Annotated in this window: 26 protein-coding genes, 1 other RNA gene and 1 riboswitch; of the genes, 21 read left to right on the top strand and 6 right to left on the bottom strand. The window is 41.0% G+C overall.

Annotation, left to right across the window (positions count from 1 at the left end):
- Positions 1-13 precede the first annotated feature (13 nt).
- The 7 genes from murI (at position 14) to NE558_RS03490 (ending at position 6,309) form a co-directional block, all read left to right on the top strand.
- Complete coding sequence (gene murI, locus NE558_RS03460) at positions 14-817, top strand: glutamate racemase (protein WP_256148512.1); 804 nt, start codon at positions 14-16, stop codon at positions 815-817.
- Positions 818-1,056: 239 nt separating this feature from the next.
- Complete coding sequence (locus NE558_RS03465; RefSeq protein WP_256148513.1) at positions 1,057-2,190, top strand: HD-GYP domain-containing protein; 1,134 nt, start codon at positions 1,057-1,059, stop codon at positions 2,188-2,190.
- Positions 2,138-2,485, top strand: coding sequence for an Hpt domain-containing protein (locus tag NE558_RS03470; RefSeq protein ID WP_256148514.1), 348 nt, complete (start codon positions 2,138-2,140; stop codon positions 2,483-2,485). The genes NE558_RS03465 and NE558_RS03470 overlap by 53 nt, the downstream gene beginning before the upstream one ends.
- 352 nt (positions 2,486-2,837) lie before the next feature.
- Positions 2,838-3,152: a thioredoxin gene (trxA, locus tag NE558_RS03475; RefSeq protein ID WP_066046587.1), complete on the top strand. Its 315-nt coding sequence runs from the start codon at positions 2,838-2,840 to the stop codon at positions 3,150-3,152.
- A gap of 263 nt (positions 3,153-3,415) precedes the next feature.
- Entirely contained in the window at positions 3,416-3,637 is a 222-nt protein-coding gene (locus tag NE558_RS03480) for a hypothetical protein (protein ID WP_256148515.1), read from the top strand.
- 137 nt (positions 3,638-3,774) lie between these two features.
- Complete coding sequence (locus tag NE558_RS03485) at positions 3,775-5,313, top strand: L-lactate permease (protein WP_256148516.1); 1,539 nt, start codon at positions 3,775-3,777, stop codon at positions 5,311-5,313.
- A gap of 54 nt (positions 5,314-5,367) precedes the next feature.
- The gene (locus tag NE558_RS03490) at positions 5,368-6,309 is read left to right on the top strand and encodes an L-lactate dehydrogenase (RefSeq protein ID WP_256148517.1); all 942 of its coding nucleotides are present in this window, start codon (positions 5,368-5,370) and stop codon (positions 6,307-6,309) included.
- A 707-nt stretch (positions 6,310-7,016) separates the two neighbouring features.
- Here the strand turns inward: NE558_RS03490 and NE558_RS03495 are convergent.
- The 3 genes from NE558_RS03495 to NE558_RS03505 form a co-directional block, all read right to left on the bottom strand.
- A complete protein-coding gene (locus NE558_RS03495; RefSeq protein WP_256148518.1) occupies positions 7,017-8,216 on the bottom strand; it encodes a vWA domain-containing protein in 1,200 nt (399 codons plus the stop codon).
- A 16-nt stretch (positions 8,217-8,232) separates the two neighbouring features.
- On the bottom strand, positions 8,233-9,045 hold the full coding sequence (locus NE558_RS03500) for an AAA family ATPase (RefSeq protein WP_256148519.1): 813 nt from the start codon (positions 9,043-9,045) through the stop codon (positions 8,233-8,235).
- 203 nt (positions 9,046-9,248) lie between these two features.
- A complete protein-coding gene (locus tag NE558_RS03505; protein WP_066046600.1) occupies positions 9,249-9,509 on the bottom strand; it encodes an AbrB/MazE/SpoVT family DNA-binding domain-containing protein in 261 nt (86 codons plus the stop codon).
- A gap of 352 nt (positions 9,510-9,861) precedes the next feature.
- On the opposite strand from NE558_RS03505, the gene NE558_RS03510 reads away from it, so the two are divergent.
- From NE558_RS03510 to ffs, 5 genes are all read left to right on the top strand, one after another.
- Positions 9,862-10,437: a nucleoside recognition domain-containing protein gene (locus tag NE558_RS03510; RefSeq protein ID WP_256148520.1), complete on the top strand. Its 576-nt coding sequence runs from the start codon at positions 9,862-9,864 to the stop codon at positions 10,435-10,437.
- A gap of 4 nt (positions 10,438-10,441) precedes the next feature.
- Entirely contained in the window at positions 10,442-10,975 is a 534-nt protein-coding gene (locus NE558_RS03515; RefSeq protein WP_256148521.1) for a spore maturation protein, read from the top strand.
- A gap of 127 nt (positions 10,976-11,102) precedes the next feature.
- Positions 11,103-12,431 carry an FG-GAP repeat domain-containing protein gene (locus NE558_RS03520; protein ID WP_256148523.1) on the top strand — a complete coding sequence of 443 codons (1,329 nt, stop codon included), beginning with the start codon at positions 11,103-11,105 and terminating at the stop codon, positions 12,429-12,431.
- A gap of 13 nt (positions 12,432-12,444) precedes the next feature.
- Positions 12,445-12,912, top strand: coding sequence for a tRNA adenosine(34) deaminase TadA (gene tadA / locus NE558_RS03525; protein WP_256148524.1), 468 nt, complete (start codon positions 12,445-12,447; stop codon positions 12,910-12,912).
- Between the two features lie 167 nt (positions 12,913-13,079).
- An RNA gene (gene ffs / locus NE558_RS03530) (signal recognition particle sRNA large type) lies at positions 13,080-13,343 on the top strand.
- A gap of 170 nt (positions 13,344-13,513) precedes the next feature.
- Here the strand turns inward: ffs and NE558_RS03535 are convergent.
- The gene (locus NE558_RS03535; RefSeq protein WP_256148525.1) at positions 13,514-13,849 is read right to left on the bottom strand and encodes a hypothetical protein; all 336 of its coding nucleotides are present in this window, start codon (positions 13,847-13,849) and stop codon (positions 13,514-13,516) included.
- Positions 13,850-14,269: 420 nt separating this feature from the next.
- Between NE558_RS03535 and dnaX the strand changes: the two genes are divergently transcribed.
- The 3 genes from dnaX (at position 14,270) to recR (ending at position 16,886) form a co-directional block, all read left to right on the top strand.
- Positions 14,270-15,862, top strand: coding sequence for a DNA polymerase III subunit gamma/tau (gene dnaX, locus NE558_RS03540; RefSeq protein WP_256148526.1), 1,593 nt, complete (start codon positions 14,270-14,272; stop codon positions 15,860-15,862).
- A gap of 75 nt (positions 15,863-15,937) precedes the next feature.
- Entirely contained in the window at positions 15,938-16,273 is a 336-nt protein-coding gene (locus NE558_RS03545) for a YbaB/EbfC family nucleoid-associated protein (RefSeq protein WP_256148527.1), read from the top strand.
- 16 nt (positions 16,274-16,289) lie between these two features.
- Positions 16,290-16,886: a recombination mediator RecR gene (recR, locus tag NE558_RS03550; RefSeq protein WP_256148528.1), complete on the top strand. Its 597-nt coding sequence runs from the start codon at positions 16,290-16,292 to the stop codon at positions 16,884-16,886.
- A 222-nt stretch (positions 16,887-17,108) separates the two neighbouring features.
- On the opposite strand, the gene NE558_RS03555 is transcribed toward recR, so the two are convergent.
- Together NE558_RS03555 and NE558_RS03560 are read right to left on the bottom strand one after the other, a co-directional pair.
- Positions 17,109-17,576: a threonine/serine exporter family protein gene (locus tag NE558_RS03555; protein WP_256148529.1), complete on the bottom strand. Its 468-nt coding sequence runs from the start codon at positions 17,574-17,576 to the stop codon at positions 17,109-17,111.
- Between the two features lie 13 nt (positions 17,577-17,589).
- On the bottom strand, positions 17,590-18,345 hold the full coding sequence (locus NE558_RS03560) for a threonine/serine ThrE exporter family protein (RefSeq protein WP_256148530.1): 756 nt from the start codon (positions 18,343-18,345) through the stop codon (positions 17,590-17,592).
- 242 nt (positions 18,346-18,587) lie between these two features.
- Positions 18,588-18,696, top strand: a riboswitch (TPP riboswitch).
- Between the two features lie 205 nt (positions 18,697-18,901).
- Between NE558_RS03560 and tenA the strand changes: the two genes are divergently transcribed.
- The 6 genes from tenA to NE558_RS03590 all read left to right on the top strand — a co-directional run bounded on the left by tenA (position 18,902) and on the right by NE558_RS03590 (position 24,015).
- Positions 18,902-19,567 carry a thiaminase II gene (gene tenA / locus NE558_RS03565; RefSeq protein WP_256148531.1) on the top strand — a complete coding sequence of 222 codons (666 nt, stop codon included), beginning with the start codon at positions 18,902-18,904 and terminating at the stop codon, positions 19,565-19,567.
- A gap of 16 nt (positions 19,568-19,583) precedes the next feature.
- Entirely contained in the window at positions 19,584-20,339 is a 756-nt protein-coding gene (locus tag NE558_RS03570) for an ABC transporter ATP-binding protein (RefSeq protein ID WP_256148532.1), read from the top strand.
- On the top strand, positions 20,336-21,079 hold the full coding sequence (locus NE558_RS03575) for an ABC transporter permease (protein WP_256148533.1): 744 nt from the start codon (positions 20,336-20,338) through the stop codon (positions 21,077-21,079). The genes NE558_RS03570 and NE558_RS03575 overlap by 4 nt, the downstream gene beginning before the upstream one ends.
- Positions 21,076-22,104, top strand: coding sequence for an ABC transporter substrate-binding protein (locus NE558_RS03580; RefSeq protein ID WP_256148534.1), 1,029 nt, complete (start codon positions 21,076-21,078; stop codon positions 22,102-22,104). Before NE558_RS03575 ends, NE558_RS03580 begins: the two co-directional genes overlap by 4 nt.
- Positions 22,105-22,423: 319 nt before the next feature.
- Positions 22,424-23,176, top strand: coding sequence for an SDR family NAD(P)-dependent oxidoreductase (locus NE558_RS03585; RefSeq protein WP_256148535.1), 753 nt, complete (start codon positions 22,424-22,426; stop codon positions 23,174-23,176).
- 8 nt (positions 23,177-23,184) lie between these two features.
- Complete coding sequence (locus NE558_RS03590) at positions 23,185-24,015, top strand: YihY/virulence factor BrkB family protein (RefSeq protein WP_256148537.1); 831 nt, start codon at positions 23,185-23,187, stop codon at positions 24,013-24,015.
- Positions 24,016-24,538 lie beyond the last annotated feature (523 nt).

The raw sequence follows: 24,538 nt of genomic DNA on the forward strand, positions 1-24,538 counted from the left end.
AAGAAGGAACCTTATGGATAAAAGACCGATTGGTATATTTGACTCGGGAGTGGGCGGATTGACAGTTGTAAAACAGGTCATGAAGGTCATGCCTCATGAAAATATCGTATATTTTGGCGATACGGCCCGCTTACCTTATGGCAGCAAGTCTAAGGAGGCAGTAACGAAGTTTTCCAAGCAAAATGTTCGTTTTTTGCTAACCAAGGAAGTAAAGGCGATTATTGTTGCCTGCAATACAGCCAGCTCTAACAGCTTGGAAGAGCTGCATAGTGCCTTTGATGTACCTATTTTTGGAGTGGTGGACGCAGGGGTGGGTGAAGCCCTTCGCTCCACACACAACAAAAAAATCGGTGTTATCGGAACGTCGGCCACAGTACGCTCTGGGGCATATGAAAAAATGATTTGTAAAAAAGATGGGGAAATGCAGGTGTTTTCCAGAGCGTGTCCCCTGTTTGTTCCTTTGGCCGAGGAGGGCTGGACGGATAATCAGGTGGCTCGCTTGGCAGCAGAAAAATATTTGGAGGATTTGATGGCAAAAGGCATCGATTCCTTGGTTTTGGGTTGTACCCACTATCCCTTGCTGAAGAAGTGTATCGGTGGCATTGTGGGGGAAGAGGTAAAACTGGTTGATCCGGCAAAAGCCACGGCAAAACAAGTAAAACTGTTTTTGCAGGAAAAAGGAATTGTTAACCTTGAGGAAAAGGAAGGAGAAAGAACTTTTTATCTGAGTGACTATACAGATATGTTTTATTCCATTTGCCAAAAGGCTCTGAAACAAGGTTATGCACCGGAGATTATAGATATTGAGCAATTTTAAGGTTCGTTAATTATATTTTTGTATCTTATGAAATCTTTACCCTCTCTTTCCCTTATGTTATACTATAATGAAGGTAAAATTTACCAATTATTGTTTTAACGGGCATTCGAAACACCCCGCCCAATTTTTGCGGGGCTTTCGAAGTAGTTGAAAGGGGTACAAGCTCTTAGTTAATCATAGGGCAGCCAAAGGGAATCATTTGCGAGTCGTTTAATAAAAATCTGAAATGGAGGAAAAGCATGGCGGCGAATGAAAGAAGGGCGATATTGGTAGTAGATGACGTTGAAGTAAACCGTGTAATCCTCCGTGAAATTTTTCAAGATGAGTACACAGTCTTGGAGGCTGAAAACGGGTTAGAGGCTTTGGAGGCAATTGATGTCCATGGAGAGGGCTTAGCAGCGGTGGTTCTGGATATTATCATGCCGGTAATGGATGGTTTTGGTGTTCTGGAAATTTTGCATGAGCGAAATTTTATGGAAAAGGTGCCCGTTTTTTTGATTACGGCTGAGTGTACGGAAGAATCAACCCTTCGTGGGTATGAATTGGGTGTTATGGACGTGATTGAACGCCCCATTATCGCCCATATTGTAAAAAAGCGCATGGAAAGCATTATGGAGCTTTGTACCATGCGTAATCAATTAAACCAACAAGTGCAATTACAAGAAATAGAGCTGGATGAAAAATCGAAAGAGATTCAGGGATTGAACAATGCAATGATTGGGGCATTGGCCACCGCCATTGAGTTTCGAGACTGCGAAAGTGGAGAGCATGTTAAAAGAATTCACGATTTGACATTATTCTTTCTGCAAAAAACTGCCTTTGGAAAAGGACTGAAGAAAGCGGAGATAAATAAAATTGCCACTGCGGCAATTATGCATGATGTGGGAAAAATCGCAATTCCTGACTATATTTTAAATAAGCCGGGGAGGCTTACCCCAGACGAATTTCAGATTATGAAAACTCATACCGTAAGAGGATGCGAATTGTTAGATCAGATACCTGCAATTCATCATAATTCCGTTTATCATTATGCTTATGATATATGTAGACACCATCATGAACGGTGGGATGGCATGGGCTATCCTGACGGACTAAAGGGAGATGAAATATCACCATGGTCTCAGATTGTTTCTTTGGCGGATGTGTATGATGCATTAACCAGTGAAAGAATTTATAAGCAGGCATATTCCCACGAAAAAGCGGTAGAAATGATTATAGGTGGAGAATGTGGTATTTTTAATCCGGCATTCATGGAAGAATTTTTGAAACTCTCCCAACAAATAAAAGAGATGATGCAATCACAGCAAAGTGGGTGTGGATGTGGAAAAACTGGAGAAAGCCAAGCTGACAGTGGCAGGGGTGAATCTGCATAGCGGCGTGGAGCGATTTATGAGTAATGAAGGCCTCTATGAGACATTTTTATTAAAATTTCCAAGGGATTTAAATATGGAAAAATTAAGACAAGCCTTGGTGGTAGAGGAAGCCTCTTCGGCATTTCGGGCAGCGCATACGTTATTGGGTTTGGCAACAAATTTGTCAATGGAAACCCTTTGCGAAGCTTTGCGTCCCGCTACAGAGGCACTCAGAAGGGGGGATTTGGAGTTAGCAAAAACCCATATGCCTCGGGTTGAGGAAGCGTACCTTTTGATTATAGAAGCTTTAAAATAAATAGGAAAAAGGGTACCCTTTCGTCATTTGACTGTAAGGATACCCTTTTTTAAGGGGAAGAAGTAGAAAGAATGTTATTATATGGGGGAGAATAACATCCTCAATAGTGATTATTACCCTATTGAAAAAGATTTATTCTATATAATAAAAAATAAAGCAATGAATATAATAAATTTATCCTGCAAGCTGTCAGGGTAAAAAAATCTTTTTGTGAATGCGTTATGTGACTAAGTCAATAAGAATGATTATTATTTAGTAAAAAATATTGATTTATTCTGGTACCTATGCTATACTCAAATCAAAGAATAGGTTTCGAATTTTTGGAGAAAATCAGAACTAGGAGGAATGTAAAATGTTGCAGATTAAATCAGATAAATTTCAAAAAGAAGTATTAGAGAGTAAAGTCCCCGTTTTAGTTGATTTTTCAGCTACATGGTGTGGACCTTGTAAGATGATGGGCCCTGTTTTGGAGCAGCTTTCCGCTGAATATGAAGGTAAGGCTAAGGTTTTCAAGGTTGATATTGACGAATCTATGGATTTGGCGCAAAAATATCAGATTATGAGTGTACCCAATATGTTATTTTTTAAGGATGGTAAACCTGTTGATGCAGTTGTTGGTGTAACCCCTCCTACTGTTTTAAAGCAAAAGCTGGATAGTATTGTATAATTAGTATTGATAGTACTTCTCCTCGTGAATATTTGTTTGTATGAACCCCCGGGCATATGCTCGGGGGTATTTTTGTATTTATTTTATTTTCGCACATTAATGTAGAAAATAAATGGAGTACAAAGTATACAGAATACCTATAAAAAAATATTTTCGGAAAATTGTATGTCAATAAATACATTTCTTTCTAAAACATTGGTATTTTTGTTGGTACAAAAAATATTTTGTATAAAAAGTTGTACAATTTACGAAAAGAAGGCAAAATGAGCGGCGTTGACACCCCTAAAAGAACGTGGTATTGTTTTGCTATTCCATTTTTAGAAAAGAAAAGTGAGGTATTTCCTATGAATACGATTGCGTTGTATACAACTCAATATGGTATCCAGCTGATTATTAGCGCTATCCTTCTGGTCCTCGTGGTGATTATTATGGGCAAAGAGAAGAATAGTGCTGATTGTCATGTGAGAAATGCCTCTATAATATGAGAAGAGACAAGAAAGAACACTCTTAGGCATAAAAGAGGAAAGGGACTCGTGGCGATCGCCATGGGTCCTTTTATTTTTGAAAAATGGAGCTACAAGAAGCAAAGAACATATTGAGAATTGGGAAAAAGGAGATGGTTATGATGGATTTTGTAATGGCACTTAGCCCCTTGGTATTAATTTTGGTGGGAATCATTGTTCTAAAAAAACCTGCAATGAAGGTCGCACCGGTAGGGCTAGTGTATATTATTATTCTTGCTTTTACATATTTTAGCCCTGCAGATGCAGTTTTTAAGGATACCGTTACCATGATAGATGGGCTGTTATGGAAGGGTATTAAAGAAGGCACAAAAATTGTTATGCTGGTTTTTTCTTCCTTTTTGTTGTTAAACCTGATGCAGCGCTCAGGGGCTATGAAGCAGGTGCAAAATACTTTGGCTGGTGTTACTGATGACCGTAGAGCACAGCTGATTATTGTTGGGCTTATGGTGCCTATCTTTTTAGAGGGTGCTGCAGGAGCAGGCTCTCCGGCGGCAATTGCCGCACCGTTTTTGGTTGGTCTGGGGTTTGACCCCATTGTGGCAATTGTGGTTGCGCTGTTAGGTGATGCCACACCTTGTTCATGGGGAGGTGCTGGCCTTACCACTATCACAGGTGGCTCTTATTTGGTGGAGCAAGGCATTAGTACCGCTTCCTTAAATTCCGCTATGGTTGGTAGAATTCATATGTTTGGTGTTTTTGTGATTCCGTTTTTGATTGTAATGATTGCGTTTGGAAAGAAAGGCTTTAAAGGAATTATACCTTATTTATTATTTGCTGGAATCAGCACAGGACTTATTATGTTTGGACTTTCTAACTTTATTGGGCCTGAAATTACCAGCCTTGGAACAGGCTTGCTCTCTATTGTTTGCTCTGTTATCTATTTGAAGCTGGTGAAAATCAAAACCCCTGAAGAGTATCGTTATAAAGGTGAAAATAGTTTTAGTGGTAAAAATGAAAAAGAGCTTCGCCATTATTCCTCTTTTCATGCATTGTCTCCCTATTTGGTATTGGTAGTATTGCTCCCATTGGTACGTTATACGGTACCTTTCTCGATTTTGACAACCTTTGGATATATTGTTTGGGTTGATGTTGTAGTTTTTTTGTGTGCCTGCATTGGTTGTGTTATTTTGGGCGTCAGTGCAGAAGGGTTCTTTGATACCATGAAGCAGACAATCACGCGAGTGGTTCCTGTATTGGTTACCATGGGTTCCTTATTGACAGTTTCTTATATAATGCAAAATAGTCAAACGGGCATGATTCAATTAATTGCTTCCACCATTGCCAATACGGCAGGGCCGTTGTATCCTGCGGCGGCAGTTGCTATTGGTTCTGCTGGCTCTTTTATTACAGGCACAGGCCTTGGTTCCAATATTATGTTTGCACCCATGCATTTGAATGCGGCAAACATGTTGGGACTAAACCCTATTACAGTTTTTGCAGGGCAGAATGCGGGAGGCTCCTTGGGTAATTTAATTTGTCCCAATAATGTTGTTGCTGCATGTGCAACCGTAGGGGTGATTGGCAAAGAAGGGGAAGTTTTGAAACGTACTATGGCAGCGTTTGCCGTAATTTTGATAATTTATATGACGTTGAGTATGCTTTACACACATATTCTTTTTTCTGGCTTTGGCTTATAATTATTCCATCTTGGAATATAACAAAATACAATTTCATATTAGGAGGTTTTTCAATTGAAAACAAGAAGTGTTGGTATTGTCGGAGTCGGTCATGTTGGTGCCCATTGTGCCTATAGTTTAGCGGTACAGGGGATTGTAGATGAATTGGTTTTAGTGGATATAAATGAGCAAAAAGCAATCAGCGAGTGTCAAGATTTAAGAGACAGCGTTGCTTATCTGCCCCATCGGGTAGAGGTGCGCACCGGTGGATATGCTGATTTGAAGGATTGCGACGTGGTTGTTGTCAGCGTTGGCGTTATTACCAAGAGTAATAACCGTTTGGATGAATTGAATGTATCCATCGGCATGGTAAACAGCTTTGTAAAGCAGGTGGTGGATGCGGGGTTCCAAGGTATTTTCATTAATATTACAAACCCTTGCGACATTGTTGCAAGACAGGTGCATAAGCTCTCCGGTTTTGATAGATCCCGTGTATTCGGTACAGGTACAGGCTTGGATAGTTCTCGTTTTAAGGCTGTTTTGTCCAGAGAGACAGGTGTTGATCATAAATCACTGGTGGCATATACCATGGGTGAGCACGGGGATTCCCAAATGGCTCCTTGGTCTCATGTGACTGTAAACGGCAAACCCCTTGCAGAGCTTGCTGAGGAAAATGAGAAATACAAAGTGGATCATGGGGCGGTTTTGGAAGAAGCTACAAAAGGTGGCTGGGTAACCTTTGCTGGAAAAGGCTGTACGGAGTATGGCATTGCGTCAACCCTTGCACGTTTTGTTCATGCTATTTTCCATGATGAAAAGGTGGTTATGCCTTGCAGTACACAGTTAAACGGTGAATATGGGCAAAGTGATATTTTCATTAGCACTCCTTGTGTGATTGGCAAAGATGGTGTTGAGGAAGTGTTTGAATTGCGCTTAAACGAAGAAGAATTAAAAGCGTTCCAGCATTCCTGTGATGTAATCCGTACCAATATCGGTTATATCACCGAGGAAGCATAAGGAAAAGGTTTTATATATAAATCTCTGAAAGAGAAGAGTGTTGTGATTAACAGGCATAAACCTGTTATTTTATGGCTTTTGCAAGTCCGCCCTCGGGCGACCGTTCCTTGTAAAGAATCCATCTTTCAATGCTCTTTTCCGCCAGTGATCATATTCCACAAACTGTTTTTGAGAACAAGCTTAATGGTAACCTGTATTTGAAATAGATTTCCCATTTGGGAATTAACCTGTGAAACATTAAGGAAAACGTACCTTGGTACATCCCTCCAAATCCTCCTTTTTGTTGATTAGAGTAACTAGTCCTGATGAGGGGTTTATTTTGAAAATAGGACTGCAATAGAAAAAAGATTAGAAGAGAAATAGCCAAACCAAAACCTCCCTATGCCTTTGGTTTGATGATAGGGGTGGTGGGCATAAACACCAGACGGGGTAGGGATAGTGTGTATGCTCAATGATTTCCCAAATCAATCTTTTTCTGCTATTCTTTGATTTGTTGTTATACTGAAAAAAGGTAAGTTTATCAAAAACAGCAGTGGAGAAAACAGCTCTCTATTAGGGCAAAAAGGGTATTCCTAAGGTTAAACATGACCTTTGGGATTACTCTTTTTTTCTTGAGCAAAGTTTTTTATAGAGTAAAGGAAATCAAGTTTAGGAAAAGGGAATACCATAGAAAAAAGCTGTATCGGTTTTTGCCGATACAGCAGATATTATCTTGAGACCATAAGCTTTTTTAAAGCACTATTTAAATCTTCCAGGGACAAGCGATACATATCAAATTCTTTATGAATAATATCATAGGTCTTTGCCCACCAGCCGCCCCAAGTAGGACGCTCAGAAGGGTTTAGCCAAACAACATGAGGATACTTGTCCTTAAATTTTTGCAGCCATTCCATACCTGTTACCTCGTTCCTTACCCCGAAGGAATAGAAACTGGGGTTTAACAGCTCTGATGGCTCCATTTGGGCATCACCTACGATGATAACTTTATATTCACTGCTGAGGTTGTTTAATACCCATTCAGTGGAAATGGTATCACGAGGGCTTAAATCTGCCTCGGTGTATAATCTGGAATAAATGCAATTGTGGAAATAATATACCTTTAAATCTTTAAAATGATTAGACTTGCTTACAGCTTGGAATAGTGCACTGCAAAGCCTGCTGTAATATTCCATAGACCCGCCACTGTCCATCAGCAGCAAAAGCTTAACTGTATTTTTTCTTGGCTTTTCATAAACCACCTTTAGGTTCCCAGCATTATCGCAAGTTTCACGGATGGTTTCGTCAATATCAAATTCTGTTCTCGCTTCCTCTGCTCGGGCAGAAAATTGACGAAGTTTACGAAAGGCCATTTGAAACTGGCGGGTATCCAAGGTGTTATCTTGACGGAAGTCTCGGAATTTTCGCTCTCCTGCCACTTGAAAAGCACGTCGTTGACCGCCTTGACCGCCAACACGAATTCCCCTTGGGCTGAAGCCGTTGTTGCCGAAAACGGAAACACCGCCGGTACCAACCCAATAGCTACCGCCGTTGTGCTCTTCCTTTTGCTCTTCCAGCCGCTCAAGAAACATTTTTTGTATTTCACTTTGCGATAGACGCTCGTTTTCCATAGCACGAGCCATGTCAAACTCTTTTCCCGGTTCATCAGCGGGATTTTCCAGCCAATCTAAAAGCTCCTTGGGCAATTCATCGGTAGCAAATTCCATGTCTTTAAAGAATTCTAGGAAGGCACCGTCAAATTTATCAAAGTCCGTTTCACTTTTTACAAGCACACTGCGGCAAAGATAATAAAAGCCCGTAAAGCTGGAGCCGTGAAGGCCCTTGTCCAATGCTTCCACCAGAGACATCCATTCGTTCAGGGAAACGTTAAGCCCTCTGGCACGAAGCAGATAAAAAAATGAAGTAAACATATCGGCTCACCTGCTTTTACTTTAAATATCTCCTCATGGTGTCAATATCCTCGTTCTTTTTTAACAATACCCCAGCAAAAGGCACTTTTTCTTTAATTTTGTCAGGGTCAATGCCACCCAGAACCAAAGCCTGAATCCAATCGATTACCTCGGATGTACTGGGTTTTTTCTGAATGTTATACAGGTCTCTAATCCAATAGAAGGTTTCCAAAACCTGCTCCAAAAGGTGCTCTTCCACATCAGGATAATGCACTTTAATGATTTCTATCATCTGCTGTTCATCAGGGAACTCGATATAATGGAAGATACAGCGACGCAAGAACGCATCGGGCAGTTCCTTTTCTGCGTTTGACGTAATTATAACAATGGGGCGTTGTACTGCTTTAACGGTTTCCTTTGTCTCGGGGATATAGAATTCCATTTTATCTAACTCCCAGAGTAAGTCGTTGGGGAATTCTAAGTCCGCCTTATCAATCTCATCAATCAATAAAATAGCCTGTTTTTCTGAGGTAAAAGCCTCGCCTAATTTTCCAAGCTTTACATATTTCTGAATATCATCTACGCCTTCGTTGCCGAACTGGCTATCATACAAACGCTGAACCACGTCGTAAACGTAAAGGCCGTCCTGTGCTTTTGTGGTAGACTTAATATTCCAAATAATGAGGTCTTTTCCCAATGCGGTGGAGATTGCTTCTGCCAGCATTGTCTTGCCGGTGCCGGGCTCACCCTTGATGAGCAAAGGCTTTTGGAGGGCAATGGCAATATTGACGGAGCGCATTAATTCGTCACTTGCCACATAATCCTTGCTGCCTTGAAATGTTGTATTCATGTCGTTTCCACCCTTCGTTTGTCAAAATTTAATCATAATAATGTTATTTTATGAGATACAATATAGACTTGTCAATAAAAATACCGCTTTTCTTTTGAGAAAAGCGGTATAAAACCATAGTATATGGATTTTTTTGGAAGAATTCATATAAAAAACAAAGGATATCGACAAAGTCAATACCCTTTTGCTCTTTTTTATTCGTTTTACTTCAGATCCAAGCCTGCCAACTTTGCCATTTCCAAGATAGAAGCCTTGGAAACCTTTTTGCCCTTATAGTCAATCAGGTCTTCCATGCTGCCGGAAAAAATATCAGCGGGTTCATATTTCTTAAGAACAATGGAATCTTCTTCCACAAAAATCTCTAAAGAGTCCTTGATTTCAATTCCCATATTTCTGCGCAGCTCGATTGGCAGAACTACTCGGCCTAGCTCGTCTACTTTACGAACAATTCCTGTAGATTTCATTTAATTCACCTCTGAATTGTAATTTTCTGTTTAGGTAACTACTTTTAAACAACTTAGGAAAAGTTTAACACGAAAATCGACAAATTACAACAAAAAATTACTGGTAAGAAAAGGAAAATGTAACCCTCCAAATAGAGAAAATTTTATGCATAGCAAACAAATCTAAAGAAATTAGATAAAAAAAAGATTAGAAAAAAAGAGAAATTATGAAATATGTTGAAGAATAAGCTTGTTTCATTCAAACAATCTATCAATTATTTTGATGGCAAAGGTAAAGTTTTTGCGTAGGTCAAGCATGAATGTATGGGGTACAAGCATAGATTAAAGGATAAAGGGACAAGGAGGCGGTAATATGCTGGATGCAATATGGGGATTTTTTATTATCGGAGGGATTTTGACCGGGGCGTTTTTAGGCCGAATGGATATGGTTACAGCGGCGGTTTTAAGCGGGGGGAAGAGTGCCGTGGAACTGGCAATTACAATGGCAGGTGTGATCGCTATGTGGTCAGGAATTTTAAAAATAGCAGAAAAGGGCGGCATGATTGATATTTTGGCCGAAAAATTAACGCCTGCTATGGATTTTTTATTCCCGTCTGTACCAAGACATCATAAAGCCAGACAATACATAGCAGCAAACTTCGCCGCGAATTTTTTGGGTTTAGGCTGGGCGGCCACGCCGGCAGGGTTAATGGCAATGAAGGAACTGCAGAAGCTGAATCAGGAGAAAGAAAGAGCCACAGGTGCAATGTGTATGTTTTTAACGGTAAATATGTCCTCTTTACAGCTGGTTACAATGAATATTTTGGCTTACCGCACGGAGTTTGGCTCCCATGCGCCGGCTGAAATTGTGGGGGTAGGCATAGTTGCCACATTTTTAACGACTCTTATAGGCATTGTTGCGGCTAAAATAATGGACAGAACGGAGTGAAACTATGCGGCTGTTATTGGTAATATCGGATTATATTATCCCTGCCACGGTGTTATTTATCGTGTGCTTTGGTTGTTTGAAAAAGGTAAAGCTTTATGAAGTCTTTTTGGAAGGGGCAACGGAAGGGCTAAAAACAGTGGTGGATATTTTGCCAACCTTAATCGGCTTAATTGTTGCTGTAGAGGTTTTCCGTGGGGGAGGACTCTTAGATATCATGACAAACTTCATACGGCCAATAGTGGAGCGGGTGGGGTTTCCTGCGGAATTGGCCCCCCTTAGCATTATACGTTTGGTCTCTTCCTCGGCGGCAACGGGGCTTTTACTGGACATTTTTCAAAACTTCGGGCCTGATTCTTTTTTGGGTCGGGTTTCTTCAGTAATGATGAGCTGTACAGAAACGGTTTTTTATACCATGAGCTTATATTTTTTGTCAGTGGGAGTTAGAAAGACTCGATATACCTTGCCATGTGCTTTAATTGCAAACTTTGCTGGCGTGATTGCCGCAGTTATTTTAGTGGAGATGGTCTTTGGAAAATGAATTTGAAAAATCAGAGGGCTTATTATATAATAGAAGGAAATTATATATGAAACATAATTTATTAATTGGACTTCATAAATCTTTTTAGTATAAAAAGGAAGACCAGCCCTTTGAGAGGAATGAGAATATGAAAAAAGCAATGATGCTGTTCATCGGGATGTGCTTATTTTGCATCACAGGCTGCAGCGGGAAAGACCGAGATCAAAGCATAAGCCTGACTCCGGCGGAGCAGGAGGCATATGTGGCACAAATTGATGCTGTAATGGATGAATTTTATTGGAGCTATGATAAAGATAGTCTATCTTTTCACGGCGGTGAAATTCCTCAGGATACCGAAGAAAATGCCCGTTTATTTAACGCCTCTCAGGATGCAGGATATCCTTTAAAATCTGTTGTAGGTAGTCAAAGCGTTATCGCTACGGCGGAACTTTTGCATTACAATGGGGATACCGCAGGAGAGGTGAATTGCATTTTTGTGAGCAATCATCTGGCTGGGGTATATTATGTCGGTGGTTATGATGAAGAAGAGTATAGTTTGCGAGAACGCAATCCTTTTTTAGCTAATGGAGGCTTTACTGCCTACGAGAATTGGACAGGCATTCAAAGTGGATACCGAGAGCTGAACGGTAGTTTGCCTGCAGATGGCTTTGTAGCAAAAAACCGCAGCGGTGTAGTTGCTTCTATTCAAGATGGCAAGGTGGAATTGTATCATCTTTCCGGTAAGGTTATCAGCAGAATGCGCAAAATAAATCCTGCAAAGGGTGTGGAAGCGGTATCGGCAGTTTTCTTAGAGAATGGTAATGAGGACATGCTGGTGGTTCTTTGGGCCCAAATGGCAGAAGAGGCCATTGAAGGTGAAGGTGAAATAAACAGAGCTGAAAAAATCGTTTTTTATGATTCCAAATTACAGCCTATCACTGAAATTCCCTTGGAAAGCGGTGGTGGAACTGCTTTAGGCTCCGAAAAAGGTAAGTTGTTTTTGTTTACAGGTCAGGCAATGGAGACCTATGAATCGGGTGGAGAGGGTTGGCACAAAACCCAGCGGGAATCCCTGCGTCACAGGGTAACCCAGTGTCTTATTACAGATTTGGATGGAGATGGCACAGCGGAATATCTGATGACCGATGGCATGGATTTATATATGTATCATCATATGGAAACAGGTTTATTAAAGCTTTGGAGTACCCACTTGGGTGTAGAAAGCTTATATGGTGCCTTATATAGCGGCGATTTAAATGGGGATGGAGTAAAGGAAGTTTATATTTGTGATGCCACAGGCACAGCCATCCGCTATATATTAACAGAGAAAGGACTGCGCTCTTCCAACGAAGATATTCAATATGGGCAGGCTATATATCCCTGTGATTGGAATGGCGATGGAATAGATGATTATTGGAATGTAACAGAAGACGTGACAAGGACGGGCAAGCTTTTTCTTTCCAAGCCTGCATCCTAGAGAGGGAATGAAAATGACGGATTCGGAACAATATATGAAGGAAGCGCTGGCAGAAGCGAAGAAGGCGTTTGATGCGGGAGAGGTACCCATTGGTGCTGTGATGGTGAGAAACGGAGAGATCATTGCGCGTGGCTATAATCTAAGAAATACTGCAAAAAATCCTTTATGTCACGCTGAAATTGATGTGATAAATAAGGCGGCGGCTATCGTTGGGGATTGGCGCTTGGAGGATTGCATCCTTTATGTCACCGTGGAGCCATGCCCTATGTGTGCGGGAGCCATTGTGCAAGCAAGAATTCCTAAGGTAGTTTTTGGAACAAGAAATAGTAAGGCAGGGTGTGCCGGTTCCATTATGAATCTTCTGGATGAGCCTAGGTTCAACCATCAGGTGCTTGTGGAGGAAGGTATTTTGCAAGAGGAATGTAGTCAATTTATGCGCTTGTTTTTCAAACGGTTTCGTAAAACGGAGAGGCTGTGTTGACAGAGACATAAAAAACGGTTATACTAATAAGGCTATTTCTAAGTGATAATCTATTTGGTAGGGTGTTAAAGCCTAGGAACTGATTTTAAGGAATCAGAATGAGGGTCACTGAGCAAAACAGTTTGCTGTTTTAGAAGAAAATAGCAATCATTATTTCGGTAATATTTCCGTGCTAGCCGGGGAGGTAGCGGCGCCCTGTACCCACAATCCGCTATAGTGGGGGTGATGTCTGTTCTCGGTGCAGCGTTTGATAGTCTGCCCATGGGAAGCGGCGTTGATGCTCGGGTCTTACGCAACAGGAGCCTGTGAATCGTGTCAGGGTCGGAAGGCAGCAGCACTAAGCGGTCTACTTCTGTGTGTTGTGAGGGTGCCAGAGAGTAGTTGCAGAACATGGTAACGTGTTGGGCGGTGCAACAAAAACAGATGCACGGATTTCTATAAATAAATGCATTGATAAAGATTCAAAAAAATACGTATGTTGTAAAAAAGAAAAAGGCCCCATTGCTTGATACAAGAAAATTCTTGTAAATCCTTGCAATGCGGGCTTATGTTTTTCATATGAGGGGTTTTGGCAGAAATCGTTAATGCGGTGACTGCCTTTTTAGATGGTTGTTTTTCTATTTTGCCATGACTTTTCAAGGAAATTACTTCTATCCTCCAACAAAATGTAAGGAGTAGCTGATATAGACCACCCAAGAACGGAGAGATAGTAAATTGCCTGTTGGCTGGAAGAAAAAGATATTTTCTCTCGCAGTAAGTAGTTGGCTGCTTCCTCCCATTGGGCTACAGTAAAGGCGTCAGCAGGAATTGATGCAATTGCCCTGCTTAATACCAAAAAAGGTGTGTCATAAAACAGGTTTGAGATATAATTGTTTTGGGTTATGACTGTTAAATACTCTAAGAGGTTTTTATTGTAATTTTCCCATTGGCTTTTCATCAATCATGCTCCTTTGAAAATAGAGTATTTTCCGTTGCAGAATCGAGAATCTTTTTTTAAACAATATTACTGGGGCATGAAACCATCTTGCGGGGATAAGAAATAACATGAAAGAGTAGACTTTGGTTGGATAAAGTTTCATAAATTAAATTACATTTATCATATCATAAATGTAATAATTTTACAAAAAAATCCGTTTGACATAAACTTTGAAAATAAGAACTTTATTTACAAATATGGTTAGCATAATCAATTCTACTTGGAAAAGAATTTTGTCTCATAAAAAGTGTTTGTTAACCAGTTTGGAAAAATAATTGTAAAAAGTTGGTTTTCCTTGGCAATGGTAGGCGTTTAACGACGCTTTTCATTTTTTGAACCATATGGTATACTGACGTAAGTTATAAAAGAAGGAGGGAGACCATGTCTTATACGGCGCTATACAGAAAGTTCAGACCCAATACCTTTGGTGGAGTCATTGGGCAGGAACATATTGTAAAAACCCTGAAAAACCAGATCAAATCAGGGCGGGTTTCCCATGCCTATTTGTTTTGCGGGACTAGGGGAACGGGAAAAACCTCTACTGCAAAAATATTTGCCCGTGCCATTAATTGCCTTTCTCCCACAGAAGATGGAGAACCTTGCAATGAATGTGCCCTTTGCAAAGACATATTGGTGGGCAGAAGTGTCAATGTAATTGAAATAGACGCTGCATCAAATAACAGCGTGGATAATATAAGGGAAATTAGAGAGGAAGTTAAGTATCCCCCTACAGAGGGGTATTATAAGGTCTATATCATTGACGAGGTGCATATGCTGTCCAACAGCGCCTTTAATGCATTGCTGAAAACCTTAGAGGAACCCCCTGCCCATGTCATTTTTATTTTGGCAACTACAGACCCTCAAAAGGTACCTGCAACCATTCTCTCCCGCTGTCAGCGGTTTGATTTTCGAAGAATTACCACAGATGATATTACCAATACCTTGATGGGATATTTGGCGGAGGAAGGGCAGGATATTACCCCAGAGGCAGTGCGCTATGTGGCACAGCTGGGGGATGGCTCTATGCGAGATTCCCTGAGTATTTTAGATCAGTGCCTTGCCTTTTATAGTGGTGAGACAGTAACACTGGAGATGGTTTTGGATGTAATGGGTGCTGTGGATCAAACGGTGCTTTTTGAAATGACCCAGGCATTGGGAAAGAAGGATAGCCGACGGGTCATGGAGCTGGTTGAGGAAATGATGCTTTCAGGCAGGGATATCAAACAGTTCGTTTCTGAATATTTGGGGCATCTGCGAAATTATCTCATGGTAAGTACCCTTGGGGATGCCACAGGAGTTTTGGATCTTTCCGGGGAAAATTTGGAGAGGCTAAAGGGTTGTAGTGCATTTATATCCCCACAAGAGGCAATTTTTCTTATTGAGAGGTTTTCTTATTTGCAAGGGGATATGCGATACAGTACCAATGAGCGGATTTTATTGGAGGTTGAGCTTTTGCGTTTGTGTTCCCCTTGGACACAGACAGATATGACAGCTTTAGCGGCAAGGCTTGCAGGATTGGAGCGTCAGGTTGCCCAAGGTGTTTCCGTACAGATGCAGCCCATGGAGCAAAAAGTGGCAAAAAAAGAGGCACCAAAGCCCAAAAAAAGGCCCCCTGCTCTGCCCGAGGATAAAAAGAAATTACAAGAAGAATGGCCTTTACTTCGCAATGAGGTTGAGGATATTATTTTAAGAAGTCAGCTGAAACAGGTGGACATTGCTTTCAAAGAGGACGATTTGGTCTATTTGGTTTGTGCTTACGCCGCTTTAACAGATATGCTGCAAAAAAATATGGAAAAAATTGAAGCCTTATTGGATAAAGCAATGGGCAAGTCCTTCTCATTACAGGCCATAACCAAAGAGGAGTATGACCGCTGGTATGAGGCAACCTATGGCAAGGCTGAGAATAAAGCGGAAGATGCTGAATTTGAGAGTCTTATAGGCAGTTATTTCCCGGAGGCGGATTTTGAGGAGTAAAAGACTTGCATGGAATAGGTATTTTATTATAAAATAGTACAAATAGAAGAAATTAGAATTTGAGGAGGAATCACAATGGCAAAAGGCGGTTTTCCCGGTATGGGCGGGATGAATATGAATAACTTGATGAAGCAGGCGCAGAAAATGCAAAAGCAGATGCAAGAGAAACAGGAAGAATTGGGCGAAAGAACATTGGAGATGACCAGTGGCGGCGGTGCTGTCAAGGTGGTTATCACAGGTAAGAAGGAGATTAAGGAATTAAAGCTGAATCCTGATGTGGTTGACCCTGATGATGTGGAAATGCTGGAAGATTTAATTATGTCTGCTGTAAACGAAGCAATTCGTCAGGTAGAAGAAATGTATAATAATGAAATGGGCAGAATGACCGGCGGAATGGGCATGGGCTTCTGATCAAAAGAGGGATACTATGAATTATTACGGAAATCCTATGACCCGCTTGATTGAGGAATTGGCGGCGTTACCGGGAATTGGCGGGAAATCGGCGCAAAGGCTTGCGTTTCATATCATTCATATGCCACGAGACGAGGTTGCCGGTTTATCGGGAGCCATTCTTGAGGCCAGAGATAAGGTGCGGTACTGTTCCGTTTGCTGTAATTTGACGGAGGAGGAGCTTTGTCCAATCTGCGCAAATCTGAAAAGAGACCACAGTGTGATTATGGTTGTAGAGGATCCAAGGGATATGGCGGCTTACGAGCGTACCAAGGAGTTCCATGGTGTATACCATGTTTTGCATGGAGCAATTTCACCTATGAGAGGGGTTACCCCCCAAGATATCCGTATTAAGGAGCTTGTTTCCCGTATGGATGACTCGGTGAGAGAGGTTATTCTTGCTACAAACCCCAATGTGGAGGGGGAGGCTACTGCCATGTACATCAGTAAGCTTTTAAAGCCTTTAGGCGTTATGGTTACTAGAATTGCCAATGGCGTACCTGTTGGCGGAGACTTAGAATATGTTGACGAAATAACCCTATCCCGTGCTTTAGAGGGTAGGCGTGAGTTATAAGACCTTGGGGCCCCCAAACCCCACTTGCTTTTTGAAAAAAGCAAGACCAATAATTTTTATGAAAACCGCATATATATGCGGTTTTTTTCTTTTTCTAAAAAGTGGCATTTTATTTAATTTTTAAAGAACAAAAGGGCAGACATCGTCTGCCCTTGAATAATGAGTCAAGGGCAAAGCCCTGGAGGTCTTGCTTTTATCCCTTGTGTTTTGAAGGCAAAGCCCTCAAGGGTTTGCCTTGATCTTTTTTTTCCGCCTTGGAATAATCTCAAAGAAAGAATAAGGCAGGGCTAGTATTAAAATTGACCCAGCGCCAATGGCTCCCGCCAGCTTTAATCCCAGTAAAATGTTAGAATAGGTTTCTAAAATCATGCCGCCTAAGGCTGTAGCCATGGTGTTGTAAACTACAGTACCGGGCACCATGGGCATAATTCCGGGAATATGATATAAGGTTGAAGGTGCTTGCCTGTGATAAGAAGCAAAACGGGAAAATGCCGTAACCAATGCCGAGGAAATCAGAGTGGCCATGGTAGGGCTTATGTACAACGAAAGGACGGCATAAAAAAACCAACCTAAAAAGCCGGAGATTCCGCAGTAAATCAATTCCTTTTTTGGTGCATTAAATACAACGGAGAAAGCAACGCAAGCGCAAAAGGACATAAAGCTTTGAAACAATATGATAAGAAACTCCATTTTTCTCTCCTCCTTAGTGCCCCATTGTGGTAATCCCGAAGCCAACGCCGCCAGCAATGGCAAAGGCAATCAGTAAGGCCTCCGCCATCTTGGAGGTTCCGCTGATATAGTGTCCTTCCATGATGTCACGAATGCTGTTGGTCATTGTCATACCGGGGAGCATAGGCATAATGCTGCCAATAATAATCATATCTGTTCCCGCTGAGGGTACGAATCTTTGAAAAATCACGGAACCTGCCCCTGCAATAAACCCACCGATGAGGCAAGTGAAAAAACTGGGCAATTTTGTTTTTCCGCTTTGATTGATTAAAATACCAATGAGAATTCCAAACAAAAAGGCGGCTAAGGCGTCAATCCATTTTCCGTTTAAAACCAAAGTAAATCCCCCACAAGCAACACCGGAGCTAATAATACGGGAGATGGGGCGATAGGCAGAGGTATGACTGATTTTTTCCAGCCGATTGGCAGCCTCTTTCAGAGTAATCTGCCTTGAAACAAAGGCTCTTGAAATTTCATTGACAGAACAGATTTTTCCGAAGTTTACCGAACGATTATATACCCCCCTGGTTAAGGTGAGAGAGCCCGATTTTTTACTTGGGATGCTGACAATCAAAAATGTGCTCATTGCCAGAGCCTCCACCCCTGTGGAATGGCTGACGGATAAAATACGATGCATGGTATCCTGCACCCGATGGGTTTCGCCGCCACTGGCGAGCATAAGCTCTCCCGCATCCAAAGCAAATTTTAAAAGTAAATTGTCATCCATCATATAAATACCTCTTTTCGTAAAGGGAGAGTTTTTGTGGTATACAGCCTAAAGTATAACGGATTTAAAAGCAATATTCAATTAGGCCGCGTTAGAAAATAAAAGGCTTTTTTAGACCTATTTTTCAGCTCTTTTGCAAAAAAAAGCTTTTGCCAATTGCGTTGTTTTGCTTATTTTTCCAAACTAAGGATAATTTTATTTACAAGACTGTAAATTTATACTATACTGTTACAATACAACTGAATAAATAAGGCTGGGGGTGCTTTCATTCGTTGAAGCTGAGAGGAATTCGTTTTCCAACCCTTTGAACTTGATGTGGTTAGAACCAACGGAGGGAAGCAATTTATATTTGAAAGCATAAGGTCTTTCCCAATTGGGGAAAGACTTTTTTTGTTGTAATCAAAGTCTTTCATCCAATTGTGGGAAACGGATGCTCTCTTGCAATGGATAAATGACTTTAAAAGCCTTAAGAACCAAGGAAGGCAATGGCATGAAGGGCAAAAAAGCGCCGGAAAAATAGGCTTTGCTCTGAAAAAATGAATCAGAAAGGTGGAAGGAAATGAAATTAACAGATAGGTTGTATGAAGAAGTTAAACATATTTGGAATGGATATTTGGAACAGCCCTTTGTAAAGGAATTGGGAGAAGGCACTTTGGCGGAGGATCGATTCCGCTTTTATATGGTGCAGGATTATCGCTATTTATTGCAATATTCCAAGGTATTTGCTTTGGGCGTTGTAAAGGCGGAGGATGAAGGTCTTATGAGACGTTTTGCTTGTATGGTGCATGACACACTGGATGGAGAAATGGATGTACATAAGATTTATATGAAACGTCTGGGCATTACCGAAGAGGAGGTTGCCGCTACAAAAACGGCACTGGCAAATCAATCCTATACCTCCTATATGCTGGAGGTTGCTTTTAAGGGAGATATTTTGGATGTACTGGCGGCAGTATTATCCTGTGCATGGAGCTATCAAATGATTGGAGAGCATCACAAAAATATCCCCGGTGCTTTGGAGCATCCCCTTTATGGCGAATGGGTGAAAGGGTATTCCTCTCAAGAATACATTGGTGGTGTAGAAGAAATTATTGACGCTGTGAACGAGTTTGGTGCAGATATTTCTGCAAAAAAGGAAGCTTATTTAAAAGAAATCTTTTTAAATTGCTGCCGTTACGAAAGAGATTTTTGGGAGATGGCCTACCATATGGACATGGGGGACTAAGAAGGAGTGTGGCGTGATGCTGCGGTTTGAAGGAGTATCCTTTCGCTATCCAGAGGATGAGCTGGGAATGGTGGAGAATTTGTCTTTTCAAGTGGAAAATGGGGAGCTGGTGGCAATCATTGGTGCCAGTGGCTGTGGAAAAAGTACCATTTTTCGTCTGATCAATGGATTAGAAAAGCCTGACCAAGGAAAAATATTGGTAGACGAAAGACCGATTGAAACCATAAAGAACTATAGTGCCTTTATGCCCCAAAAAGACTTGCTTTTCCCATGGCGCAGCATTGAGAAAAACGTCTGTCTTCCCATGGAGCTTGCAAAGGTGTCTATGGAAGAGCAAGGCAGAAGGGCAGAAAAGGTTTTGGCTCAAGTTGGGTTGCTGGAGTATGCACAAAAATTCCCCAAGGATTTATCGGGAGGAATGAAACAGAGAGCGGCTTTCGCCAGAACCCTACTTTCAGGGGCGGATATGCTTTTGTTGGATGAGCCCTTTAGTGCTCTGGATTATCTTACAAGAGTAGAAATGCAAGAATGGCTGTTGCAGCAATGGGTGCATTATCATAAGACCATTTTGTTTATCACCCACGATGTGGAAGAGGCTATTTTCTTGGCAAAAAGAGTGTACATCATACAGGATTCAAGACCATTTACGGAAATGGAATGCATAGAGGTACCTTTGAATTATCCTAGAAAACGGGAAGATTTGAAAAAGGCAGAAATTGTAGAGTTAAAGGAAAGTCTCATTGGAAAGCTGAGAAGGAGTGTGAGTCTATGAAAAAAAACCTGCCTTCTGCGCTGTTGGTACTGATTTTATTAATGCTTTGGCAAGGTGTTGCCATGGGGATCGATGCCGCTTACATATTACCCTCGCCTTTAGGCATTATAGTTCGACTTTGGGAGCTGAGAGTACCTCTGTTTACGGTGCATTTGCCTGCAACCATGGGGGTCACTGCTTTGGGACTATTAATTTCCGTAGTTCTTGGGTTATTGCTTGCCATCGCTATGGATTGGAACCCAAAGCTGGAAAAGGCATTATACCCGGTGATTGTTGCGTCCCAGACCATACCCACCACTGCCATTGCGCCTTTGTTTATTCTCTGGTTTGGATATTCTATTTGGAGTAAGGTTTTGGTCACAATTCTAATGACCTTTTTCCCCATTGCTATTACAGTATTTGATGGGTTTAAGTCTACAAAACGGGAAATGGAGGAGCTTTTGTATACATATGGCGCCTCAAAAAAAGATATTTTTCTAAAATTGAAGCTTCCCACTGCTTTGCCCCATTTTTTTTCGGCAATCAAAATGGCAATTCCCCTCAGCGTCATCGGTGCAGCAATCGCCGAATGGTTGGGGGCACAAAAGGGGCTAGGTTATTTTAGTAAAAGAATGATGACTCAGTTGGATGGCGCAGGGGTGTTTGCGCCGGTGGTATTGCTCTCCGTTGTGGCAATGCTGACAGTTTGGGTGATTACAATAATCGAAAATAAAACAATTACTTGGAGAAAGGAATTATGAGAATGAAAAAAAGAATTTTTGCTTTTTTAATGACGGCAGTTATGGCAATTGGTGCGGCAGGCTGTGGCGCAAATAAAAACAGTGCAGATAAGAATGCACCTGAAATAGATAATAAACTGGAGGATTTCTCAATTGTTTTGGATTGGTATCCCAATGCTATCCATAGTTTTTTGTATACGGGGATTGAAAAGGGCTATTTTGCAGAGGAAGGCTTAAACTTGATTATTAATTTTCCTTCTAATGTGAATGATGGCATTTCTATGCCTGCGGCGGGCAAAGCGGATATTGGTCTGTATTATTTGCAAGATGCCATTTTAACGGCTACAGAGGAAAAGGTACCCATTGTATCTGTAGGTGCATTGACACAAAGCTCTCTCAATGTAGTGGTTGCTTTAAAAGATAGTGGAATTAGTGGTGCCAAAGATTTAAAGGGAAAGAAAATCGGGTATTCCGGAACCACCCTTTCTGAAGAGCAAATAAAGTCTATGCTGGAAAATGTGGGGCTTAGCGCACAGGATTGCCAGTTCATAGATGTTGGCTTTGATTTAATGACTGCTTTGACTACAGGTCAGGTGGATGCCACAATTGGCAATATGGTAAACCATGAGGTACCTCAGCTAGAGGAAAACGGTTTTGCGATTAATTATTTTTATCCTACCGAATTCGGCATACCTCAGGCTTATGAGCTGGTATTTTTAGCTGGCAAGGATGCGGTGGAGAAAAATCCTGAGAAAATTCAGAGATTTTTACGTGCTTGCCAAAAGAGCTTTGAAGATATGAAGGCGAACCCTGAGGAAAGCTTGCAAGTATTATTAGATAACCAAAATGCAGAGAATTTCCCACTGTCTAAGTCCGTGGAACAAAAAAGCATGGATATCTTGCTGCCTGTTATGGAAACTTCAGAGGCACCTTTCTTGCACCAAGAAGTAGAGGTTTGGCAGAAAAATGCGGACTGGCTTTATGAGAGAGGCATTCTTTCTCAAAAGACTGATGTAACATCTATGGTTGTAAATTTAGTGGATTAAAGAAAACGCAATGATAAAGTTTTGCCTTCATGTGAAAGGCTAATTAAATGTGCTTTCCAACCGCCTCAGGGCAATTTTCTGACACTTTCGGAGAAAACCCCTTGGGCGGTTTTATTTTAGATTCTAATTATGGATAACCCATTATATAAGATTCTTATAGAAAAAGAAGGAAATATGACCTCAATTCTTTTACTTTAAAGAAATATGGATGATTCTGACCTCAAATTGATATTTTTCTAAAATAAAAGTATAATACAATAGAATACATTAGAAATAATAAATAAAAACTTTCAAATCAATAGGATTAGGATGTGAAACAATGAAAGCGTTGGTGACAGGAGCATCAGGGGGCATCGGAAGAGATATCGCCTTGGTTTTAAGTCGTATGGGTTATGATTTGATTTTGGTGAGTAGAGATGCAGAAAAGCTTGCCAAAGTGAAAAAGCATTTAAAAACCCAGGCACAGATTATCTCGGCTGATTTATCTGTGGAGGAAGAATGCTTTGCCCTTTATGAACAGGTTAAAGAGCAAGATATTGATATATTGGTGAATAATGCAGGCTTTGGTACCTTTGGTCATTTTTGGGAGATTCCTCTGGAGCGAGAGCTGAATATGTTGAATTTGAATGTGCGGGCGGTGCATATTTTGACAAAACTGTTTTTAGAGGATTTTCGTCAGCGAGACAGCGGTTATATTTTAAATGTTGCCTCTGCGGCGGGTTTTATGCCCGGCCCTTTAATGGCAACCTATTATGCCACAAAAAACTATGTGTTAAGGCTTACGGAGGCGATTTATGAAGAATTACGCCAAGACGGAAGCCAAGTGCACATTTCTGCCCTTTGCCCGGGCCCTGTGGATACAGGCTTTAACCAACGGGCAGAAGTCAGCTTTTCTCTAAATGGGTTGCGCTCCTTCGATGTAGCTAAGTATGCCATTAAGGAGATGTTTGCGCATAAAGTGGTGATTATACCCGGTATTGCCATGAAGCTTGCCCAATTTGGACGTAAATTTCTTGGGGAGAAAGCCCAGCTGAAAGCGGCGTATTACTTTCAGCATAAAAAGAAAGGTTGAGAAGGGTGATGCTGGGCTTGGGTGAAAAGGCAGACCGTCGCTGGAAACGGGTGATTTTTCATACATTGGACGGATATTTTTCCAATGGTATTAGCAAAACAGCGGCGTCTTTAACCTATTATTTTGTTTTTGCAATTTTTCCGTTTTTAATTTTTATTAGTTCACTTTTGGGTTTTTTGCATTTGCCAATGATAACAGTAGAAGGGGATGCCTCTAAATTGCTGCCTGCGGATGTGGTCACATTGATTAATTTGACCATTGCCCATATGACGGCAACCAGTAGTGGTGCATGGCTGACCTTCGGTTTGGTTTTCACCGTTTGGTTTCCATTGCGGGCGGTGAGTAGTCTTGTTGGGGCAATCAATAGCATTTATGGTGATGAAAAAATGCTGAAACACAATCTTCGCATTTTATTCCTTTCTCTTCTAATGATTATTTTTGTCCCGGTATTGCTTATGGTGTTGCTGATTAGTAAAGAAGTGCTGGAATTCATCAGTATTTTCATTCCCATGGCGGAGACCTTTATTGATTTATGGTCGAGGATAAGGTTTTTACCCATTTCCCTTGGCGTATTGTTTTTTATTAGCGGTGTTTATTTTCTCTCCCCCAACCAGCGACCGTTAAAACGATTTGTTTTTCCTGGGGCGATTCTTTCCACGGCGGCGTGGATATTGTTTTCTGCAGGATTTGCCTATTATGTGGATCATGTGGGAAAGTACTCTGTGATTTATGGCTCTATCAGTGCCATTATAGCTTTTCTGGTGTGGCTGAACGCCAGTGTTGCAGCATTGCTCATGGGGGCAGTTTTTAATCAGGTGTTGCGTAGAGAATTTCAGTAAAAAAAGTTCTGATTGGATTTTTCCAATTAGAACTTTTTTTTGTGGAGAAAAATCGTGAAAGAATTAATGGGGGAGCAAAAGTGAAAAAGGTTACCATAATATAGAAATAAGCAGCGTTTTGTAGCAAAACCCTAAACCATCTGCAAAAATGTAAAAATAGGAACAATGTAGGTGAAATACCAAATAATAGTAATAATATATGGTTAAATTTTCATATATAACCATATACAAGTAAAATATTGCACAAAAATTTCATCAATATTTCACTGCTATTACAATTAGATTACAGATTGACATAACATATTGCAAAACATTTTTGGGCTTCGTATAATGAGCAGGCAAAGTAAATAACGCTTGCAGATATTTTGGAGCGCCATGGAGGGAGGCAATCGGAGAGACAAAGTTTTTTTATGCTGAATGGGTGAAAGAAAAGCAATGTTTCAAAGACAGCCAAACAATGTGACTGCGAACAAGGGGTCTGGGGAGGAGTTGAACTGCATTCGTTTTATAATTATGCAACGAA

It is taken from the genome of Anaerotignum propionicum (assembly GCF_024461735.1).
Taxonomy (GTDB): domain Bacteria; phylum Bacillota; class Clostridia; order Lachnospirales; family Anaerotignaceae; genus Chakrabartyella.

What these genes read in the sequence shown, in the direction of transcription:
- murI (WP_256148512.1), top strand. Translation starts at nt 14, where the DNA reads ATGGATAAAAGACCGATTGGTATATTTGACTCGGGAGTGGGCGGATTG.
- NE558_RS03465 (WP_256148513.1), top strand. Translation starts at nt 1,057, where the DNA reads ATGGCGGCGAATGAAAGAAGGGCGATATTGGTAGTAGATGACGTTGAA.
- trxA (WP_066046587.1), top strand. Translation starts at nt 2,838, where the DNA reads ATGTTGCAGATTAAATCAGATAAATTTCAAAAAGAAGTATTAGAGAGT.
- NE558_RS03480 (WP_256148515.1), top strand. Translation starts at nt 3,416, where the DNA reads ATGAGCGGCGTTGACACCCCTAAAAGAACGTGGTATTGTTTTGCTATT.
- NE558_RS03485 (WP_256148516.1), top strand. Translation starts at nt 3,775, where the DNA reads ATGATGGATTTTGTAATGGCACTTAGCCCCTTGGTATTAATTTTGGTG.
- NE558_RS03495 (WP_256148518.1), bottom strand. Translation starts at nt 8,216, where the DNA reads ATGTTTACTTCATTTTTTTATCTGCTTCGTGCCAGAGGGCTTAACGTT.
- NE558_RS03500 (WP_256148519.1), bottom strand. Translation starts at nt 9,045, where the DNA reads ATGAATACAACATTTCAAGGCAGCAAGGATTATGTGGCAAGTGACGAA.
- NE558_RS03505 (WP_066046600.1), bottom strand. Translation starts at nt 9,509, where the DNA reads ATGAAATCTACAGGAATTGTTCGTAAAGTAGACGAGCTAGGCCGAGTA.
- NE558_RS03510 (WP_256148520.1), top strand. Translation starts at nt 9,862, where the DNA reads ATGCTGGATGCAATATGGGGATTTTTTATTATCGGAGGGATTTTGACC.
- NE558_RS03515 (WP_256148521.1), top strand. Translation starts at nt 10,442, where the DNA reads ATGCGGCTGTTATTGGTAATATCGGATTATATTATCCCTGCCACGGTG.
- NE558_RS03520 (WP_256148523.1), top strand. Translation starts at nt 11,103, where the DNA reads ATGAAAAAAGCAATGATGCTGTTCATCGGGATGTGCTTATTTTGCATC.
- tadA (WP_256148524.1), top strand. Translation starts at nt 12,445, where the DNA reads ATGACGGATTCGGAACAATATATGAAGGAAGCGCTGGCAGAAGCGAAG.
- NE558_RS03535 (WP_256148525.1), bottom strand. Translation starts at nt 13,849, where the DNA reads ATGAAAAGCCAATGGGAAAATTACAATAAAAACCTCTTAGAGTATTTA.
- dnaX (WP_256148526.1), top strand. Translation starts at nt 14,270, where the DNA reads ATGTCTTATACGGCGCTATACAGAAAGTTCAGACCCAATACCTTTGGT.
- NE558_RS03545 (WP_256148527.1), top strand. Translation starts at nt 15,938, where the DNA reads ATGGCAAAAGGCGGTTTTCCCGGTATGGGCGGGATGAATATGAATAAC.
- recR (WP_256148528.1), top strand. Translation starts at nt 16,290, where the DNA reads ATGAATTATTACGGAAATCCTATGACCCGCTTGATTGAGGAATTGGCG.
- NE558_RS03555 (WP_256148529.1), bottom strand. Translation starts at nt 17,576, where the DNA reads ATGGAGTTTCTTATCATATTGTTTCAAAGCTTTATGTCCTTTTGCGCT.
- NE558_RS03560 (WP_256148530.1), bottom strand. Translation starts at nt 18,345, where the DNA reads ATGATGGATGACAATTTACTTTTAAAATTTGCTTTGGATGCGGGAGAG.
- tenA (WP_256148531.1), top strand. Translation starts at nt 18,902, where the DNA reads ATGAAATTAACAGATAGGTTGTATGAAGAAGTTAAACATATTTGGAAT.
- NE558_RS03570 (WP_256148532.1), top strand. Translation starts at nt 19,584, where the DNA reads ATGCTGCGGTTTGAAGGAGTATCCTTTCGCTATCCAGAGGATGAGCTG.
- NE558_RS03575 (WP_256148533.1), top strand. Translation starts at nt 20,336, where the DNA reads ATGAAAAAAAACCTGCCTTCTGCGCTGTTGGTACTGATTTTATTAATG.
- NE558_RS03580 (WP_256148534.1), top strand. Translation starts at nt 21,076, where the DNA reads ATGAGAATGAAAAAAAGAATTTTTGCTTTTTTAATGACGGCAGTTATG.
- NE558_RS03585 (WP_256148535.1), top strand. Translation starts at nt 22,424, where the DNA reads ATGAAAGCGTTGGTGACAGGAGCATCAGGGGGCATCGGAAGAGATATC.
- NE558_RS03590 (WP_256148537.1), top strand. Translation starts at nt 23,185, where the DNA reads ATGCTGGGCTTGGGTGAAAAGGCAGACCGTCGCTGGAAACGGGTGATT.